This is a genomic window from Endozoicomonas sp. 8E, assembly GCF_032883915.1.
In the GTDB taxonomy this organism is placed as follows: Bacteria; Pseudomonadota; Gammaproteobacteria; order Pseudomonadales; family Endozoicomonadaceae; genus Endozoicomonas_A.
Window position 1 is genome coordinate 717,463 of the sequence record NZ_CP120717.1, and the last position, 19,366, is coordinate 736,828.

Genomic DNA, 19,366 nt, shown 5'->3' on the forward strand with positions numbered 1-19,366 from the left:
CTCTGTTCCTTATTTTGCCCCGGCCTTGCTCAGGACTCTCGCACACTCGGTATTGCCCATCTCGATTGCGATGGACAGCGGGGTGGCGCCATCCTCAGCCCGGGCGTTGAGATCTGCCCCGGCGTTGATCAGCAGTTTCACGCATTCGGTGTTATTTTCTTGTGAAGCGATGAGCAGCGGGGTGGCGCCATTCAGCAGGGCAGCGTTGAGATCCGCCCCGGCGTTGATCAGGAGTTGCACGCATTCGGTGTTATTTTTTTGGGCAGCGATTAACAACGGGGTGGCGCCATCCTTACCCCGGGCGTTGAGATTCGCCCCGGCGTTGATCAGGAGTTGCGCGCATTCGATGTTATTTTGTTGGGCAGCGATAAACAGCGGGGTGGCGCCATTGAGCATGGCAGCGTTGAGAGCCGCCCCGGCGTTGATCAGGAGTTTCACGCATTCGGTGTTATTTTCTTGTGTAGCGATGAACAGCGGGGTGGCGCCATCCTTATAGCGGCTGTTGAGATCTGCCCCGGCGTTGATCAGGAGTTTCACGCATTCGATGTTATTTTCTTGTGCAGCGATGAACAGCGGGTTGGCGCCACCCTCATTCCGGGCGTTGAGATCCGCCCCGGCGTTGATCAGACGTTCGACGATATCCGTGTGCCCGCCGCTGGATGCCAACATCAAGGCAGTGAAATCAACATTTATAACGGCATTGACATTGACTCCTTCTGCCAGTGACCTCTCCACCTGATCCAGATCTCCGATTAAACAGGCAAGAAAAAACGTCTGATCGGGGAAAAATGTATCCGGGTGAGATTCACTGGTGTTCTGATTCACCATAGGCATCGGGTCTTGCCGACACATCGCGCAGCGACGTGAGCCGATGGGCTGTTTAACAAAAGACTTTGAAATACAGTCCAGGTCGAAGCGGTAGCCACAACATTGGGTTTTGACGATCACAGGCGCTTCACTTCGGCCATGGAAGGGAGCCAAACAAACAGGGCAGTGATCGGCCTTCAATGTCCATGGGGAGAGGGTAGCGAGCAATGCCACACTTAAGTAGAACATCTGTATTGGTCAATAAGCCGTGTGGGTTAGATACAAAAAAGCATGCTAGTTCATATGGCCATCAGAGTTTGCTGTGGCAAATAATCACCTTGTTTTAAAGACTCAGAAGATGGGAACACCTGAGAGCCATGTTCACTGGACAACATAACGCCTTTCTTTTGTTTCTTTCACTGCCTCTGCTCCGCTACTAAAAATCTAACATAATCTGTAATTATGTAGACTTATCTACGCCGTCGGCATGGATGCACGACGAATCGTGTCTAACTCCACTCTTGCGTAGGGTTTAGGGTCTGGGCGACCCCGTCGAGCTGTAACGTGTCTCGACCGTAATTATCAAGGTTCAAACTCGCACTGTAATCCCTATCATGCAGAGTTTTACATTTTGGACACCGCCACTCACGATCAGACAGAGTAAGATTGTCATTTACGTAGTCGCAAGTATGAACCGCACACTTCTTCGAGCTGGGAAAGAACCGATCTGCAATCACAACCTGACATCCTCGCAGCTCTGCCTTGTATTCAACCAGTTCTCTCAGCTTACCGAAACCTGCGTCACTGATTGCTCTTGCCAGTTTGCGGTTTTTTACCATGCCTTTGACATTCAGATTTTCGAGGGTGATTATTTTGAATCTTGACGTCAGATAATCACTTACCTCATGTAGTACGGCTGTTCGCTGGTTACTTATCCGGTAATGCAGTTTGGCAACCGCTCGCTTGGCTTTCACATAGCGGTTGCTTCCCTTTGTTTTGCAGCTTAACGCCCTCTGTTTCCTGTTAAGGCGTTTCAGAGAGCCTTTCAGTTTCTGATTAGCAGCAAAGGTTTTGCCATTCGAACAAATAGCTAAATCTTTGATGCCAAAATCAACGCCCACAGACTCATGGCTTTGTGCTTTTGGGTCGTAATCCTGAGTGTCTACCAAAATAGAAGCGAAATACTTTCCGGCTCGCTTAGTGATCGTCACCTGACAGGGTGTTCCTGTGAACCTCAGTTTCTGGCGCATCTTGATGCGGGTTTTCAATTTCTCAATGCGAAGTGTTCTGCCATCAACATCGAACTTGGGTTTTTCTCTGAGAGAAAAACTGTCGTGTAGTCCTCGCTTCTTGAATCTTGGATAACCTGCTTTTTCTCCTTTCTTCACCCGACGGAAGAAGTGAGTAAAGGCGTCATGAAGATCGTCGATTGTATTCCTGGTGACACGTTGGCTGACTTCGGCATACCAGGGAAACTCAAGCCTGAGTTCTTGGTATTTTTCATTCGCAGCCTTCTTTGACCATTTAACGCCTTCTTGATTGAAATGGGCTAACAGTTGATTGAAAGCATGACGACGAGAACCACAAGCCCTATCAAGATAATCGGCTTGTTGTTTTGTCGGTCTGAGTTCAATCTTGTGAGCTAACAACGTCTTGCAAAGTCTCAAGCATTTTTTCGTATAACCTGAGTTCGCCAACCTTTTGCAGAACAGCAGGCTTCCAGTAGCTCTTGCTGACTGTCTAAGTCTGGCTTTTGGTCGTGACTGGATACTCTGCAATAGCAAAGCGTAGGCGCAGCTTCGTTACTGTAGCCCATCAATTCAGACACGTCGTAGTAACAAGTTCCAACTTTGGTCTTTCTGGCAGGAAGCAGCTCACCTGTGCTTTCCGATTTTCGTAGTGTTACTGGGTCTGTACCATGTAAACGAGCTGCCTCACCTATCTTCAGTAATCACTTATCCATGCTTGAGATTTTATAAGATAGTTTTAGATTATAATAGATTTCTGCGAACTGTTTTTAACCCTACTCTGCGCCAGCATTGACCCGGAGGAGTTCCACGCAGTCGGTATTGCCCTTCAGGGCTGCCGCGGACAACGAGGTGGCGCCATCCGAAGTCCGGCAGATATTGAAATCCGCCCCAGCCTTGATCAGGAGTTTCATGCAGTCGGTATTGCCCTCCTGGGCAGCAATGTAAAGTGGAGTGGCGCCATCGTCAGTCCGAGCGGCGTTGACGTCTGCCCCGGCATTGATCAGGAGTTTCAAACAGTCGGAATGGCCCTTCATGGCTGCGAAGAATATTGGAGTGGCGCCAGTCAGCAGGGCAGCGTTGAGATCTGCCCCGGCGTTGATCAGGAGTTGCACGCATTCGGTGTTATTTTCCAGGGCAGCGATTAAAAGCGGGGTGGCGCCATCCTTAGCCTGAGCGTTGAGATTCGCCCCGGCGTTGATCAGGAGTTGCACGCAGTCGGTGTTATTTACCTGGGCAGCGATGAATAGCGGGGTAGTACCATAGCCAGTCCGGGCGTTGAGATCCGCCCCGGCGTTGATCAGGAGTTGCACGCATTCGGTGTTATTTTCCTTGGCAGCGATGAATAGCGGGGTAGTGCCATACTCAGTCTGGGCGTTGAGATCCGCCCCGGCGATGATCAGTAGTTTCACGCAGTCGGTATTGCCCTTCAGGGCTGCGTAATGCAGCGGGTTGGCGCCATCCGAAGTCCTTGCTGCGTTGAGATCCGCCCCGGCGATGATCAGGAGTTTCACACAGTCTGTATTGCCCTCCTGGACAGCGATGAAAAGCGGGGTGGCGCCATCCTTGGTTCGAGCATCGAGAACCGCCCCGGCGATGATCAGGAGTTTCACGCAGTCGCTACTGCCCTTCCAGGCTGCGATGTAAAGCGGGGTGGCACCATCCTTAGTTCGGGCTTCAAGATTCGCCTTGGCTTTAATCAGGGCTTTCACGCAGTCGGTATTGCCTTTCGCAGCAGCGATGAACAGCGGGGTGCTGCCATCCGAAGTCAGGGGAGTGTTGAGATTCGCCCCGGCGTCGATCAGGAGTTGCACGCAGTCGCTATTGCCCTCCTGAGCTGCGATGTATAGCGGGGTGGCGCTATTCTTGGCCCGGGCGTCGAGGTCAGCCCCGGCCTTGATCAGGATTTCCACGCAGTCGGTATTGCCGGGCTCAGCAGCGATGTACAGTGCGGTGGCACCATTCCAATGGGCAGCGTCAAGGTTCGCCCCGGCGTTGATCAGGAGTTTCACGCAGTTGCTATTGCCCTTCCAGGCTGCGATGAAAAGCGGGGTGATACCATCCGAAGTCCGGAGGGTGTTGACATCCGCCCCGGCGTTGATCAGGAGGTTCACGCAGTCGGTACTACCGTACTCAGCAGCGATAAACAGTGCGGTGGCACCATTCGAACGGGCAGCTTCGAGGTTTGCCCCAGCGTTAATCAGGCGTTTGACGGTATCCATATGACCCCAGCGGGATGCCAACATCAAGGCAGTGAAGTCACCAATCATAACGGCATTGACATTGACGCCTTCTGCCAGTGACCTCTCCACCTGATCCAGATCCCCGTTTATACAGGCACGATAAAACGCCTGATCGGGGAAAAATGTATCCGGGTAAGATTCACTGGTGTTCTGATTGACAATAGGCATCGGGTCTTGCCGACACATCACGCAACTGCGTGAGCCGATGGGCTGTTTAACAAAAGACTCCGAAATACAGTCCAGATCAAAGCGGTGACCACAACATTGGGTTTTGACGACCACTGGCGCTAGGCTTCGGCCATGGAAGGGAGCCAAACAAAGAGGACACTGATTGGCCTTCAGTGCCCAAGGGAAGAGGGCGGCGAGCAATGCCATACATAATTGGAACATCTGTGTTGGTCAATAAGCCGTGTGGGTTAGATACAAAAAAGCATGTTAGTTCATTTGTATGGCTATCAAAGTTTGCTGTGGCCAAATAAACACCTTGTTTTAAAGACTCAGAAGATGGGAAAACCCAGAGCCGTGTTTACCGGATAACACAACGCCTCTCTTTTGTTTCCTTCACCGCCTCTGTTCCCTACTCGGCCCCGGTAAGGGCTTCCACACAGTCGGTATTGCCCATTTCGGTAGCGATGGACAGCGGGGTGGCGCCATTCGGCAAGGCAGCGTTGACATCTGCCCCGACGATGATCAGGAGCTGCACACAGTCGGTATTGCCCTTCAGGGCTGCCGCGAACAGCGGGGTGGCGCCATCCTTATAGCGGCTGTTGAGATCTGCCCCGGCGTTGATCAGGATTTCCACGCTATCGGTATTGCCCTTCAGGGCTGCAATGAACAGCGCGGTGGTGCCATCCTTAGTCCGGGTGTTGAGATTTGCCCCAGCATTGATCAGGAGTTTCATGCTTTCGGTGTTATTTTCTTGGGCAGCGATTAACAGCGGGGTGGCGCCATCCTTAGCCCGGGCGTTGAGATCCGCCCCGGCGTTGATCAGGAGTTTCACGCACTCGGTGTTATTTTCCTGGACAGCGATATAGAGCGGGTTGGCGCCGTCCTCAGTCGGCGCGTTGAGATCCGCTTTGGCTTCGATCAGGGCTTTCAGGCAGTCGGTGCTATTTTCCTGCGCAGCGATGAACAGCGGGCTGACGCCAGCCTCAGTCTGGATGTTGATATCCGCCCCAGCATTGATGAGGAGCTTTATGCTGGCAGTATTGCCATTCGCAGCAGCAATGTGCAGCGGGGTGCTGCCATCCTTAGCCCTGGCGTTGAGATCCGCTTTGGCTTCGATCAGGGCTTTCATGCAGTCGGTGTTATTTTCCTGGGCAGCGATGAACAGCGGGGTGGCACCATCCTCAGTCCGAGCGGCGTTGACGTCTGCCCCGGCCCCGATCAGGCGTTCGACGACTTTCATGTGCCCGTCAATGGACGCCAACATCAAGGCAGTGAAATCATAAGTCATAACGGCATTGACATTGACTCCTTCTGCCAGTGACCTCTCCACCTGATCCAAATCCTCGTTTAAACAGGCACGATAAAATGTATGATCGGGGAAAAATGTATCCGGGTGAGATTCACTGGTGTTCTGATTCACCACCGGCATCGGGTCTTGTCGGCACATCGCGCACCGACGTGAGCCGATGGGCTGATCAACAAAACACTTCGAAATACAGTCCAGATCGAAGCGTTGGCCACAACATTGGGTTTTGACGACCACGGGCGCTACACTTCGACCATGGAAGTAAGCCAGACAAATAGGACATTGATCAGCTTTCACTGTCCATGGGGAGAGGGTAAAGAGCAATGCCACACATAAGTAGAACATCTGTGTTGGTCAATAAGTAGCTCGGGTTAAATACAAAAAAGCATGATAGTTCATTTATATGGCTAACAGAGTTTTCTGTGGCTAAATAATCACGCATTGCAAAACTCGGAAGATGGGAACACCTGAAAGCCGTGTTTACTGGATAGCACAACGCCTTTCTGTTGTTGCCTTCCTTGTCTCAGTTCCCTACTTCGCTCCAGCTTTGATCAAGGCTTCCACACAGTCGAAATTGCCCAGCTCGGTTGCGATGGACAGCGGAGTGTCGCCATTCGGCAGGGCAGCGTTGAGATCCGCCCCGGCGTTGATCAGGAGTTGCACGCATTCGGTGTTATCTTCTTGTGCAGCGATGAGCAGCGGGGTCGCGCCATCCTTATTTCGGGCGTTGATATTCGCCTTGCCTTTGATCAGGGCTTTCATGCAGTCGGTATTGCCTGTCGCAGCAGCGGCGAACAGCGGAGTGACGGCATCCCTGATCCTGACGGCGTTGAGATCCGCCCCGGCGTTAATAAGGAGTTGCGCGCATTCGGTGTTATTTTCCTGGGCAGCGATTAATAGCGGGGTGGCGCCATCCTCAGCCCGGGCGTTGAGATCCGCCCCGGCGTTGATCAGGAGTTTCACGCATTCGGGGTTGTTTTCTTGTGTAGCGATGAGCAGCGGGGTGGCGCCATCCGGTAAGGCGGTGTTGAGCTCCGCCTCGGCGTTGATCAGGAGTTTCGTGCATTCGATGTTATTCTCTTGTGCAGCGATGAACAGCGGGGTGGCGCCATCCTCAGTCCGGGCGTTGAGATCCGCCCCGGCGTTGATCAGGAGTTTCGCGCATTCGATGTTATTTTCTTGTGCAGCGATGAACAGCGGGGTGGCGCCATCCTCAGTCCGGGCGTTGAGATCCGCCCCGGCGTTGATCAGGATTTTCACGCATTCGGTGTTATTTTCCTCGGCAGCGATGAATAGCGGGGTGGTGCCATCCTCAGTCCGGGCGTTGAGATGCGCCCCGGCCTTGATCAGGCGTTCGACGACATCCGTGTGCCCTCTGATGGATGCCAACATCAAGGCAGTGAAATCAGCAGTCATAACAGCATTGATATTGACCCCTTCTGCCAGAGACCTCTCCACCTGATCCAGATCCCCGTTTAAACAGGCACTATAAAACGTCTGATCGGGGAAAAAATTATCCGGGTGAGATTCACTGGTGTTCTGATTCACCACAGGCATCGGGTTTTGCCGGCACATGGCACAACGGCGTGATCCGATGGGCTGATCAACAAAACACCTCGATATACAGTCCAGATCGAAGAGGTGACCACAACATTGGGTTTTGACGACCACAGGCGCTTCACTTCGGCCATGAAAGGGAGCCAAACAAATAGGACAGTGGTCGGCCTTCAGTGTCCATGGGGAGAGGGTAGTGAACAATGCCACACATAAGTAGAACATCTGTGTTGGTCAATAAGCCGTGTGGGTTAGATACAAAAAAGCATGTTAGTTCATCTATATGGCTATCAAAGTTTGCTGTGTCCAAATAATCACCTGTTTCAAAAGCTTAGAAGGTGGGAACACCTGAGAGCCATGTTCACTGGACAACATAAATCCTTTCTTTTGTGGCCTTCACGGCTACTTTGCACCAGCCTTGATCAGGGCTTCCATGCAGTCGGTATTGCCCATCGCGGTTGCAATGGAGAGCGGGGTGGCACCATCCGTAATCCTGGTAGCGTTGAGATCCGCCCCGGCGTTGATCAGGAGGTTCACGCAGTCGATGTTATTTTCTTTGGCAGCGATGTAGAGTGGGGTGGTGCCATCCGACGCGGCGGCGTTGAGATCCGCCCCGACGTGGATCAGGGTTTCCACGCAATCGGTATGGCCTTTCCAGGCTGCGATGAAAAGTGGGGTGACGCTATCCTTAGCCCTGACGGCGTTGAGATCTGCCCCGCCGTTGATCAGGATTTCCACGCAATCGGCATTGCCTTTCCAGACTGCGATGAGAAGCGGGGTGGCGCCATCCTTAGCCCGTGGGGTGTTGAGATCCACCCCGGCGTTGATCAGGAGTTTCAGACAGTCGGTGTTATTTTCTTGTATAGCGATGAACAGCGGTGTGCTGCTATCCGAAGTTCTGGCAACGTTAAGGTTTGCCCCTGCTTCGATCAATATTTTCAGGGATTCGATGTTATTTTTAAGGGCAGCGATGAGTAGTGCGGTGGTACCATTCTTAGTTTTCGCGTTGAGATCTGCGTTGGCTTCGGTCAGGGCTTTCACGCTGTCGGTATTGCCTTTAAGGGCAGCGATGAATAGTGGGGTGATACCATTCTCAGTCCGGGCGTTGACGTCCGCCCCGGTGTTGATCAGGAGTTTCAAGCAGTCGGTGTTATTTTCCTGGGCGGCGAAGAACAGCGGGGTGGCGCCATCCGATAAGGCGGCGTTGAGACACGCCCCAGCGTTGATCAGGAGTTTCACGCAGCCGGTATTGCCCTTCTTTGCAGCGATCAACAGCGGGGTGGCACCATTCGAAAAGGCGGCGTTGAGATTCGCCCCGGCGTTGATCAGGAGTTCCAAGCAGTCGATGTTATTTTCCTGAGCAGCAAAGAGCATTGCGGTGGCACCACCTGTGGAGGTGGCGTTGAGATTCGCCCCCGCTTTGATCAGGCTTTCGACGATTGCTTTCTGCCCCCCGTCGGATGCCATCATCAAGGCAGTGAAGTCATCATGCGTAACGGCATTGACATTGACTCCTTCTGCCAGTGACTTCTCAACCTGATCCAAATCCCCGTCATAACAGGCATCATAAAACGACTGATCGGGGAAAAAGGTATCCGGGAGAGATTCACTGGTGTTCTGATTCACCACAGGCATTGGGTCTTGCCGACACATCGCGCACCGTCTTGAGCCGATGGGCTGATCAACAAAACACCTCGAAATACAGTCCAGATCGAAGAGGTGGCCGCAACATTGGGTTGTGACGACCACGGGCGTTACATTTCGGCCATGAAAGTAAGCCAGACAAATAGGACATTGATCGGCCCTCAGTGTCCATGGGGAGACGCTGGCGAGCAATGCTATCCATAAGTAGAACGTCTGTGTTAGCCAATAAGGAGCACGGGTTAGATACAAAAAAACATGGTGGTTCATTTATGTGGCTATCAAAATTTGCTGTGACTAAATAATCACTCATTTCAAAATCTCAGAAGATGGGAACACCTGAAAGCCGTGGTTACTGGATAACTCCCCGACTTTCTTTTGTACCCTTTTATGCCTCAGTTCCCTACTTTGCCTCAGCCTCCGTAAGGACTTTCACGCAGTCGGTATTGCCTAATTCGATTGCAATGGACAGCGGGGTGGCGCCACCTTTAGTCCAAGGCGTTGAGAAACGCCTCGGCTTTGATCAGTGCTTTCTCGCATTCGGTATTGCCCTTCGTAATAGCGGCGACCAACGGGGTGGCGCCATCCAAAGTCCTGACGGGATTGAGATCCGCCCCGACGTGGATCAGGATTTCCAGGCAATCGGTATAGCCTTTCCAGGCTGCGATGAAAAGTGGGGTGGCGCCATCCGAAGTCCTGACGGCGTTGAGGTCTGCTCCGGCGTTGATCAGGATTTCCAGGCAATCGGTATTGCCTTTCAAAGCTGCGATGAAAAGCGGGGAGGTGCCATTCGAAGTTCTGGCGGCGTTTATATCCGCCCCAGCATTGATCAGGAGTTTCACGCAGTCGGGTTTATTTTCCTGGGCAGCGAAGAACAGCGCGGTAGCACCACTCGGACGGGCGGCGTTGGGGTTCGCCCTGGCGTTGATAAGGCGTTTGACGACGTCCGTGTGCCCCCAGTAGGATGCCAACATCAAGGCCGTGAAATCATCAGTCATAATGGCATTGACATTGACTCCTTCTGTCAGTGACTTCTCCACCTGATCCAAATCCCCGTCATAACAGGCATCATAAAACGTCTGATCGGGGAAAAATGTATCCGGGAGAGATTCACTGGTGTTCTGATTCACCAAAGGCATCGGGTTTTGCCGACACATCGCGCAACTGCGTGAGCCGATGGGCTGATTAAAAAAACACCTCGATATACAGTCCAGATCGAAGAGTTGGCCACAACATTGGGCTTTGACGACCTCAGGTACTGCATCACTGCTATCGAAGTAAGTTAAACAAATAGGACATTGATCCGCCTTCAGTGTCCAGGAGAGGGTAGTGAGCAATGCCATCCATAAGTAGAGCATCTGTGCTAGCCGATAATTAGTGCGGGTTAGGTGCAAAGAAAGTATGGTAGCTCATTTGTATGGCTATCAAAGTTTACTGTGGCTAAATAATCACGAATTTCTAAAACTCAGAAGATGGGAACTCCTTAAAGCCGTGTTACAGGATAATGCAGTACCCTTCATTTGTTCTCTTCGGAGTCTTGGCCTTGATAAGGGCCAGTGCGCAGTCGATGTTGTTCATCTCGATTGCGATGGACAGCGGGGTGGCGCCATCACTGGTTCTGGCCGCGTTGATATCCGCCCCGGCGTTAATCAGGAGTTTCGCGCAGCTGGAGTTATTTTCCTGGACAGCGAGGAACAGCGGGGTGGTACCATCCGGCAAGGCGGCGTTGAGATCCGCCCCATTTTTGATCAGGAGTTCCACGGAGCCTGAAGAGCCTCTGGAGGCTGCAATGAGTAGCAGCGTGTTGCCATCCCTGAACCGGGTGTTGAGATCTGCCTCGTCTTTGATCAAGAGTTCCACGCACTTGAAATAGCCTCTCGAAACAGCGATGAACAGAGGGGTGGCGCCGTCCTCAGTCCGGGCGGTATTGACGTCCGCCCCGGCCTTGATCAGGCGGTCGACGATCACTTCATCCCCCTCATTGGATGCCAACATCAAGGGAGTATCCTTCTTCATGACGGCATTGACATTGACTCCTTCTGCCAGAGACCTTTCCACCTGATCCAGATCCCCGTTTACACAGGCAAGATAAAATGTCCGATCGGGGAAAAATGTATTCGGGTGAGATTCACTGGTGTTCTGATTCACCACAGGCATCGGGTCTTGTCGGCACATCGCACACCGGCGTGAGCTCATGGGCTGATCAGCAAAACACCTCGATATACAGTCCAGATCGAAGCGTTGGCCACAACATTGGGTTGTGACGACCACAGGCGCTTCACTTCGACCATGGAAGTCAGCCAGACAAATAGGACATTGATCAGCCTTTACTATTGACGGGCAGAGGGTAGTGAGCAATGCCACCCATAAGTAAAACATCTGTGTTGGTCAATAAGTAGCTTGGGTTAGATACAAAAAAAGTATGGTAGTTCATTTGTATGACTATCACAGTTTGCTGTGACCAAATAATCATGAATATCAAAAAACCGGAAGATGGGAACACCTGAAAGTTGTGGTTACTGGATAACACGACGCCTTTCTTTTGTTCCCTTCCTTGCCTCGGACTCAATAAGGACTTTCGCATAGACGGTATTGCCCAATTTGGTTGCACTGGACGGCGGGGTGGAGCCACCTTTAGTCCAGGGCGTTGAGATGCTCCTCGGCTTCGATCAGTGCATTCACGCATTCGGTATTGCCTCTGGCAACTGCGGCGCCTAGCGGGGAGGCGCCATCCAAAGTCCTGTAGGCATTGAGATCCGCCCCGGCGTGGATCAGGATTTCCAGGCAATCGGTATTGCCCTCCTGGGCAGCAATGTAAAGTGGAGTGGCGCCATCGTCAGTCCGAGCGGCGTTGACGTCTGCCCCGGCATTGATCAGGAGTTTCAAACAGTCGGAATGGCCCTTCATGGCTGCGAAGAATATCGGAGTGGCGCCAGTCAGCAGGGCAGCGTTGAGATCTGCCCCGGCGTTGATCAGGAGTTGCACGCATTCGGTGTTATTTTCCAGGGCAGCGAAGTACAGCGCGGTAGCGCCACTCGAATGTGCGGCGTTGGGGTTTGCCCCGGCGTTGATAAGGCGTTCGACGACGTCCATGTGCCCTCCATAGGACGCCAACATCAGGGCCGTTAAATCATCATTCATAACGGCATTGACATTAACTCCTTCTGCCAGTGATCTTTCCACCTGTTCCAAATCCCCGTCTAAACAGGCACGAAAAAATGTCTGATCGGGGAAAAATGTATCCGGGTGAGATTCACTGGTGTTCAGGTTCACCAGAGGCATCGGGTTTTGCCGACACATCGCACAACGGCGTGAGCCGATGGGCTGATCAATAAACCACTTTGAAACACAATCCAGATCGAAGAGGCGGCCACAACATTGAGTTTTGACAACCACAGGCGCTGAATCACGGCTTTGGAAGCAAGCCAAACAAATAGGACATTGATCGGCCTCCGGTTTCCAGGGGGAGAGGGCAGCGAGCAATGCCATCCACGAGAAGAACATCTGTTTTGGTCAATAAGCACGGGTTAGATCCAAACAAGCATGATAGTTCATTTATATGGCTATCACAGTTTGCTGTGACCAAATAATCATGAATATCAAAAAACCGGAAGATGGGAACACTTGAAAGCTGTTTTTACTGGATAGCAAAATGCCTTTCTTTTGTTTCCTTCCTTTCTTTGGTCGCAGTAAGGGCTTCCACGCAGTCGGTATGGCCCAACCTGGTTGCGATGGACAGTGGGGTGGCGCCATCCGAAGTCCTGGCGGCGTTGAGATCCGCCTCGGCGTTGACCAGTGCTTTCACACATTCGGTATTGCCTTTCTCAGCAGCGGCGAGCAACGGGGTGGCGCCATCCGAAGTCCTGGCGGCGTTGAGATCCGCCCCGAAGTGGATCAGGATTTCCACGCAATCGTTGCAGCCCCTCCAGGCTGCGATGAACAGCGGGGTGGCGCCATCCGAAGTCCTGGCGGCGTTGAGATCCGCCCCGGCGTTGATCAGGATTTTCACGCAATCGGTATTGCCTTTCCAAGCTGCGAAGAAAAGCGGTGTGGCGCCATTCGAGGTCATGGCGGCGTTGAGATTCGCCCCGGCGTTGATCAGAAGTTTCACGCAGTCGGGGTTATTTTCCCGGGCAGCGAAGAACAGCGCGGTAGCACCACACGAACGGGCGGCGTTGACGTTTGCTCCGGCGTTGATAAGGCGTTCAACGACGTCCGTGTGCCCTCCGGAGGATGCCAACATCAAAGGTGTGAAATCATCGGTCATAACGGCATTGACATTGACTCCTTCTGCCAGTGACTTCTCCACCTGATCCAAATCCCCGTCATAACAGGCATCATAAAAGGTCTGATTGGGGAAAAATGTATCCGGGTACGATTCACCGGTATTCCAATGCAAAACAGGGAGCGGGTTTTGTCGGCAATACCCGCACTGGCGAGAGCCTGTGGGCTGAATAACAAATTGCCTCGTAATGCAGTCCAGATGGTAGAAGTGGCGACATCGGGTGATGACGAACACAGGCGCTCTATAACGGCTGTGGTAGCAATCCAGACAAATTTCAAGTTGATCGGCCTTCAGTGTCCATGAGAAGAGGGCAGCGATCAATGTGATCCATAAGTAGAACATCTGTACTGGCCAATAAGCAGTGCGGGTTAGGTCCAAAGAAATCATGATAGTTTATTTGTATGGCTATCAAAGTTTGCTGTGACTAAATAATCACGAATTTCTAAAACTCAGAAGATGGGAACTCCTTAAAGCCGTGTTACAGGATAATGCAGTACCCTTCATTTGTTCTCTTCGAAGTCTTGGCCTCGATAAGGGCCAGTGCGCAGTCGATGTTGTCCATCTCGATTGCGATGGACAGCGGGGTGGCGCCATCACTGGTTCTGGCCGCGTTGATATCCGCCCCGGCGTTAATCAGGAGTTTCGCGCAGCTGGAGTTATTTTCCTGGACAGCGAGGAACAGCGGGGTGGTACCATCCGGCAAGGCGGCGTTGAGATCCGCCCCATTTTTGATCAGGAGTTCCACGGAGCCTGAAGAGCCCCTGGAGGCTGCAATGAGTAGCAGCGTGTTGCCATCCCTGAACCGGGTGTTGAGATCTGCCTCGTCTTTGATCAAGAGTTCCACGCACTTGAAATAGCCTCTTGAAACAGCGATGAACAGTGGGGTGGCGCCATCCGAAGTCTTGGGGATGTTGGGATCTGCCCCGGCATTGAGCAGGAACTTCACGCAGCCGGTTCTGCCTATGTCAGCAGCAAAGTACAGTGCGGTGGCGCCCGTCACAGTTCGGGCGTTGATATCCGCCCTGGCCTTGAGCAGGCGTTTCACGCAGTTGGTCTTGCCCTGCTGGGCAGCCATCATCAGCGCGGTGGCGCCGTCCTCAGTCCGGGCGGTATTGACGTCGGCCCCGGCCTTGATCAGGCGGTCGACGATCACTTCATCCCCCTCATTGGATGCCAACATCAAGGGAGTATCCTTCTTCATGACGGCATTGACATTGACTCCTTCTGCCAGTGCTCTGAACACCTGTCTCCGGTCCCCGATTGAACAGGCATTATAAAACATCAGATTGGGGAAAAATTTAGCCTGGTGAGATTTACCGGTGTTCAAATTCATCACAGGGAACGGGTCTCTCCGGCAATACGCGCACTGGCGGCGGTCTATGGGTACTTCAAGAAATAGCTGCGTTATACAGTCCACATGGTAGCGGTGGCCACATTGGGTTTGAAATACAGGTTTGATGGCCACAGCCGTCACATCGCGACCATGGAAGTCTTCCAAACAAATAGGACAGGCATCGTTCGTCGACGCTACGTCAGGTCCCATGGGAAAAGGCGAGTGAGTAGTGGCATCCACCAGTAAAACCTCCTCGTTATTTTATTCAATGAGTTATCCACATAAGTCTTGGACACCAAAAAAGTACGATAATTCAGTTTTATGGCTATTAAATTTGCTGTGACTAAATAATCACGCATTTCAAAACACAGAAGCCGGGAATACCTGAAAGCTGTGTTTAGCGGGTAACACAACGCCTTTTTTTTGTTCCCCTCCTTGCTTCAGTTCCCTATTTTGCCCCAGCCTTGACCAGGGCTTTCGCGCAGTCGGTGTTGTCCTTCCGGGTTGCGATGGACAGCGGGGTAGTGCCAAGCTCAGTCCGGCTGTTGAGATCTGCCCCAGCGTTGATCAGGATTTCCACGCACTCAGTATTGCCGCTGATGGCTGCCGCGAACAGCGGGGTGGAGCCATCCGAAGTCCTGGCGACGTTGAGATCCGCCCCGGCGTGGATCAGGATTTTCAGGCAATCGGTATTGCCTTTCCAAGCTGCGATGAAAAGTGGTGTGGCGCCATCCCGAGTCCTGGCGGCGTTGATATTCGCCCCGGCATTGATCAGGATTTCCAGACAATCGGTACTGCCATGCCAGGCTGCAGTGTAAAGCGGGGTGGCGCCATCCGACAAGGCAGCGTTGAGATCCGCTCCGGCGTCGATCAGGAGTTTCACGCAATCGGTATGGCCTTTCCAGGCTGCAATGTAAAGCGATGTGGTGCCACCCGACAAGGCAGCGTTGGGATTCGCTCCGGCGTCGATCAGGCGTTCGACGACGTCTATGTCCCCCATGCCGGATGCCAACATCAAGGCAGTGAAATCATCAGTCATAACCGCATTGACATTGACTCCTTCTGCCAGAGACCTTTCCACCTGATCCAGATCCCCGTTTACACAGGCAAGATAAAATGTCCGATCGGGGAAAAATGTATCCGGGTGAGATTCACTGGTGTTCTGATTCACCACAGGCATCGGGTCTTGTCGGCACATCGCGCACCGGCGTGAGCTGATGGGCTGATCAGTAAAACACCTCGATATACAGTCCAGATCGAAGCGTTGGCCACAACATTGGGTTGTGACGACCACAGGCGCTTCACTTCGACCATGGAAGTCAGCCAGACAAATAGGACATTGATCAGCCTTTACTGTTGACGGGGAGAAGGTAGTGAGCAATGCCACCCATAAGTAAAACATCTGTGCTAGCCGATAAGTAGTACGGGTTAGATGCAAAGAAAGTATGGTAGTTCATTTGCATGGCTAACAAAGTTTGCTCTGGCTAAATAATCACGCATTGCAAAACTCGGAAGATGGGAACACCTGAAAGCTGTGTTTACTGGATAGCAAAATGCCTTTCTTTTGTTCCCTTCCTTGCCTCGGACTCAATAAGGACTTTCACATAGACGGTATTGCCCAATTTGGTTGCACTGGACGGCGGGGTGGAGCCACCTTTAGTCCAGGGCGTTGAGATGCTCCTCGGCTTCGATCAGTGCTTTCACGTATTCGGTATTGCCTCTGGCAACTGCGGCGCCTAGCGGGGAGGCGCCATCCAAAGTCCTGTAGGCATTGAGATTCGCCCCGGATTGGATCAGGATTTCCAGGCAATCGGTATAGCCTTTCCAGGCTGCGATGAAAAGTGGGGTGGCGCCATCCGAAGTCGTGGCGGCGTTGAGGTTAGCCCCGGCGTTGATCAGGAGTTTCACGCAGTCGGAGTTATTTTCCTGGGTAGCGAAGTACAGCGCGGTAGCGCCACTCGAATGTGCGGCGTTGGGGTTCGCCCCGGCGTTGATAAGGCGTTCGACGACGTCTATGTGCCCTCCATAGGACGCCAACATCAGGGCCGTTAAATCATCATTCATAACGGCATTGACATTGACTCCTTCTGCCAGTGATCTTTCCACCTGTTCCAAATCCCCGTCTAAACAGGCACGAAAAAATGTCTGATCGGGGAAAAATGTATCCGGGTGAGATTCACTGGTGTTCAGGTTCACCAGAGGCATCGGGTTTTGCCGACACATCGCACAACGGCGTGAGCCGATGGGCTGATCAATAAACCACTTTGAAACACAATCCAGATCGAAGAGGCGGCCACAACATTGAGTTTTGACAACCACAGGCGCTGAATCACGCCTTTGGAAGCAAGCCAAACAAAAAGGACATTGATCGGCCTCCGGTTTCCAGGGGGAGAGGGCAGCGAGCAATGCCATCCACGAGAAGAACATCTGTTTTGGTCAATAAGCACGGGTTAGATCCAAACAAGCATGATAGTTCATTTATATGGCTATCACAGTTTGCTGTGACCAAATAATCATGAATATCAAAAAACCGGAAGATGGGAACACCTGAAAGTCGTGGTTACTGAATAACACTCCGACTTTCTTTTGTTCCTTTCCTTACCTCATTTTCCCTGCTTTGCCTCGGCCTCTGTAAGGACTTTCACGCAGTTGGTATTGCCCATTTTGGTTGCGATGGACACTGGGGTGGAGCCATCCAAAGTCCTGGCGGCATTGAGATCCACCCCGACGTGGATCAGGATTTCCACGCAATCGGCATAGCCTTTCCAGGCTGCGATGAAAAGCGGGGTGGCGCCATCCAAAGTCCTGGCGGCGTTGAGATCCGCCCCGGCGTTGATCAGGATTTCCAAACAATCGGTATTGCCCTTCAAAGCTGCGACGAAAAGCGGGGTGGTGCCATCCAAAGTTCTGGCAGCGTTGGGATTCGCCCCGGCGTTGATCAGACGTTCGACGACGTCCGTGTGCCCCATAATGGATGCCAGCATCAAGGCAGTGAGACCATTAACCATCACGGCATTGAGATTGACTCCTTCTGCCAGTGACCTCTCCAACTGATCCAAATCCCCGTCATAACAGGCATCATAAAATGTCCAATCGGGGAAAAATGTATCCGGGTGAGATTCACAGGTGTTCTGATTCACCACAGGCATCGGGTCTTGCCGACACATCGCACACCGGCGTGAGCCGATGGGCTGATTAAGAAAACACCTCGTAATACAGTCCAGATCGAAGCGTTGGCCACAACATTGGGTTTTGACGACCTCAGGCGCTGGATCACGGTCATGGAAGTAAGCCAAACAAATAGGACATTGATCAGCCTTCACTGTCCATGGGGAGAGGGCAGCGAGCAATGCCACAAATAAGTAGAGCATCTGTGCTAGCCAATAAGCAATGCGGGTTAGGTGCAAAGAAAGTATGGTAGCTCATTTGTATGGCTATCAAAGTTTGCTGTGACTAAATAATCACGAATTTCTAAAACTCAGAAGATGGGAACTCCTTAAAGCCATGTTACAGGATAATACAGTACCCTTCATTTGTTCTCTTCGAAGTCTTGGCCTCGATAAGGGCCAGTGCGCAGTCGATGTTGTTCATCTCGATTGCGATGGACAGCGGGGTGGCGCCATCACTGGTTCTGGCCGCGTTGATATCCGCCCCGGCGTTAATCAGGAGTTTCGCGCAGCTGGAGTTATTTTCCTGGACAGCGAGGAACAGCGGGGTGGTACCATCCGGCAAGGCGGCGTTGAGATCCGCCCCATTTTTGATCAGGAGTTCCACGGAGCCTGAAGAGCCCCTGGAGGCTGCAATGAGTAGCAGCGTGTTGCCATCCCTGAACCGGGTGTTGAGATCTGCCTCGTCTTTGATCAAGAGTTCCACGCACTTGAAATAGCCTCTCGAAACAGCGATGAACAGGGGGGTGGCGCCATCCGAAGTCTTGGAGATGTTGGGATCTGCCCCGGCATTGAGCAGGCGTTTCACGCAGCCGGTTCTGCCTATGTCAGCAGCAAAGTACAGTGCGGTGGCGCCCGTCACAGTTCGGGCGTTGATATCCGCCCTGGCCTTGAGCAGGCGTTTCACGCAGTTGGTCTTGCCCTGCTGGGCAGCCATCATCAGCGCGGTGGCGCCGTCCTCAGTCCGGGCGGTATTGACGTCGGCCCCAGCCTTGATCAGGCGGTCGACGATCACTTCATCCCCCTCATTGGATGCCAACATCAAGGGAGTATCCTTCTTCATGACGGCATTGACATTGACTCCTTCTGCCAGTGCTCTGAACACCTGTCTCCGGTCCCCGATTGAACAGGCATTATAAAACATCAGATTGGGGAAAAATTTAGCCTGGTGAGATTTACCGGTGTTCAAATTCATCACAGGGAACGGGTCTCTCCGGCAATACGCGCACTGGCGGCGGTCTATGGGTACTTCAAGAAATAGCTGCGTTATACAGTCCACATGGTAGCGGTGGCCACATTGGGTTTGAAATACAGGTTTGATGGCCACAGCCGTCACATCGTGACCATGGAAGTCTTCCAAACAAATAGGACAGGCATCGTTCGTCGACGCTACGTCAGGTCCCATGGGAAAAGGCGAGTGAGTAGTGGCATCCACCAGTAAAGCCTCCTCGTTATTTTATTCAATGAGTTATCCACATAAGTCTTGGACACCAAAAAAGTACGATAATTCAGTTTTATGGCTATTAAATTTGCTGTGACTAAATAATCACGCATTTCAAAACACAGAAGCCGGGAATACCTGAAAGCTGTGTTTAGCGGGTAACACAACGCCTTT

The 19,366-nt window shown here is 52.3% G+C and carries 16 protein-coding genes; all 16 read right to left on the reverse strand.

What is annotated here, in order from left to right:
* Positions 1–9 precede the first annotated feature (9 nt).
* Positions 10–1,056, reverse strand: coding sequence for an ankyrin repeat domain-containing protein (locus tag P6910_RS02920; RefSeq protein WP_317144792.1), 1,047 nt, complete (start codon positions 1,054–1,056; stop codon positions 10–12).
* Between the two features lie 260 nt (positions 1,057–1,316).
* Complete coding sequence (locus P6910_RS02925) at positions 1,317–2,456, reverse strand: RNA-guided endonuclease TnpB family protein (protein ID WP_317144793.1); 1,140 nt, start codon at positions 2,454–2,456, stop codon at positions 1,317–1,319.
* Between the two features lie 14 nt (positions 2,457–2,470).
* Positions 2,471–2,623 (reverse strand): recombinase family protein, encoded by a 153-nt coding sequence (locus tag P6910_RS26675; protein WP_410493871.1) that lies wholly within the window; start codon positions 2,621–2,623, stop codon positions 2,471–2,473.
* A 207-nt stretch (positions 2,624–2,830) separates the two neighbouring features.
* Positions 2,831–4,465, reverse strand: coding sequence for an ankyrin repeat domain-containing protein (locus P6910_RS02930; protein WP_317144794.1), 1,635 nt, complete (start codon positions 4,463–4,465; stop codon positions 2,831–2,833).
* A gap of 409 nt (positions 4,466–4,874) precedes the next feature.
* Entirely contained in the window at positions 4,875–6,116 is a 1,242-nt protein-coding gene (locus P6910_RS02935; protein WP_317144795.1) for an ankyrin repeat domain-containing protein, read from the reverse strand.
* Positions 6,117–6,302: 186 nt separating this feature from the next.
* The gene (locus P6910_RS02940; RefSeq protein ID WP_317144796.1) at positions 6,303–7,328 is read right to left on the reverse strand and encodes an ankyrin repeat domain-containing protein; all 1,026 of its coding nucleotides are present in this window, start codon (positions 7,326–7,328) and stop codon (positions 6,303–6,305) included.
* Between the two features lie 399 nt (positions 7,329–7,727).
* Positions 7,728–8,960, reverse strand: coding sequence for an ankyrin repeat domain-containing protein (locus P6910_RS02945; protein ID WP_317144797.1), 1,233 nt, complete (start codon positions 8,958–8,960; stop codon positions 7,728–7,730).
* 494 nt (positions 8,961–9,454) lie between these two features.
* Positions 9,455–10,324, reverse strand: a complete 870-nt coding sequence (locus P6910_RS02950; protein WP_317144798.1) for an ankyrin repeat domain-containing protein — start codon at positions 10,322–10,324, stop codon at positions 9,455–9,457.
* 136 nt (positions 10,325–10,460) lie between these two features.
* A complete protein-coding gene (locus P6910_RS02955) occupies positions 10,461–11,345 on the reverse strand; it encodes an ankyrin repeat domain-containing protein (protein WP_317144799.1) in 885 nt (294 codons plus the stop codon).
* A gap of 255 nt (positions 11,346–11,600) precedes the next feature.
* Entirely contained in the window at positions 11,601–12,248 is a 648-nt protein-coding gene (locus tag P6910_RS02960; protein WP_317144800.1) for an ankyrin repeat domain-containing protein, read from the reverse strand.
* 355 nt (positions 12,249–12,603) lie between these two features.
* Positions 12,604–13,593, reverse strand: coding sequence for an ankyrin repeat domain-containing protein (locus tag P6910_RS02965; RefSeq protein ID WP_317144801.1), 990 nt, complete (start codon positions 13,591–13,593; stop codon positions 12,604–12,606).
* 136 nt (positions 13,594–13,729) lie between these two features.
* A complete protein-coding gene (locus tag P6910_RS02970) occupies positions 13,730–14,824 on the reverse strand; it encodes an ankyrin repeat domain-containing protein (RefSeq protein ID WP_317144802.1) in 1,095 nt (364 codons plus the stop codon).
* 208 nt (positions 14,825–15,032) lie between these two features.
* On the reverse strand, positions 15,033–15,986 hold the full coding sequence (locus P6910_RS02975) for an ankyrin repeat domain-containing protein (RefSeq protein ID WP_317144803.1): 954 nt from the start codon (positions 15,984–15,986) through the stop codon (positions 15,033–15,035).
* 254 nt (positions 15,987–16,240) lie between these two features.
* The gene (locus tag P6910_RS02980) at positions 16,241–16,789 is read right to left on the reverse strand and encodes an ankyrin repeat domain-containing protein (protein WP_317144804.1); all 549 of its coding nucleotides are present in this window, start codon (positions 16,787–16,789) and stop codon (positions 16,241–16,243) included.
* Between the two features lie 398 nt (positions 16,790–17,187).
* Positions 17,188–17,733, reverse strand: a complete 546-nt coding sequence (locus tag P6910_RS02985; RefSeq protein ID WP_317144805.1) for an ankyrin repeat domain-containing protein — start codon at positions 17,731–17,733, stop codon at positions 17,188–17,190.
* A 358-nt stretch (positions 17,734–18,091) separates the two neighbouring features.
* Positions 18,092–19,186, reverse strand: a complete 1,095-nt coding sequence (locus P6910_RS02990; protein WP_317144806.1) for an ankyrin repeat domain-containing protein — start codon at positions 19,184–19,186, stop codon at positions 18,092–18,094.
* Positions 19,187–19,366: the final 180 nt, after the last annotated feature.

Coding starts and splice junctions, on each gene's coding strand:
- P6910_RS02920 (WP_317144792.1), bottom strand. CDS start 1,056: ATGTTCTACTTAAGTGTGGCATTGCTCGCTACCCTCTCCCCATGGACA.
- P6910_RS26675 (WP_410493871.1), bottom strand. CDS start 2,623: ATGGGCTACAGTAACGAAGCTGCGCCTACGCTTTGCTATTGCAGAGTA.
- P6910_RS02930 (WP_317144794.1), bottom strand. CDS start 4,465: ATGCCTATTGTCAATCAGAACACCAGTGAATCTTACCCGGATACATTT.
- P6910_RS02935 (WP_317144795.1), bottom strand. CDS start 6,116: ATGTTCTACTTATGTGTGGCATTGCTCTTTACCCTCTCCCCATGGACA.
- P6910_RS02940 (WP_317144796.1), bottom strand. CDS start 7,328: ATGCCTGTGGTGAATCAGAACACCAGTGAATCTCACCCGGATAATTTT.
- P6910_RS02945 (WP_317144797.1), bottom strand. CDS start 8,960: ATGCCTGTGGTGAATCAGAACACCAGTGAATCTCTCCCGGATACCTTT.
- P6910_RS02950 (WP_317144798.1), bottom strand. CDS start 10,324: ATGCTCTACTTATGGATGGCATTGCTCACTACCCTCTCCTGGACACTG.
- P6910_RS02955 (WP_317144799.1), bottom strand. CDS start 11,345: ATGTTTTACTTATGGGTGGCATTGCTCACTACCCTCTGCCCGTCAATA.
- P6910_RS02960 (WP_317144800.1), bottom strand. CDS start 12,248: ATGCCTCTGGTGAACCTGAACACCAGTGAATCTCACCCGGATACATTT.
- P6910_RS02965 (WP_317144801.1), bottom strand. CDS start 13,593: ATGTTCTACTTATGGATCACATTGATCGCTGCCCTCTTCTCATGGACA.
- P6910_RS02975 (WP_317144803.1), bottom strand. CDS start 15,986: ATGTTTTACTTATGGGTGGCATTGCTCACTACCTTCTCCCCGTCAACA.
- P6910_RS02980 (WP_317144804.1), bottom strand. CDS start 16,789: ATGCCTCTGGTGAACCTGAACACCAGTGAATCTCACCCGGATACATTT.
- P6910_RS02985 (WP_317144805.1), bottom strand. CDS start 17,733: ATGCCTGTGGTGAATCAGAACACCTGTGAATCTCACCCGGATACATTT.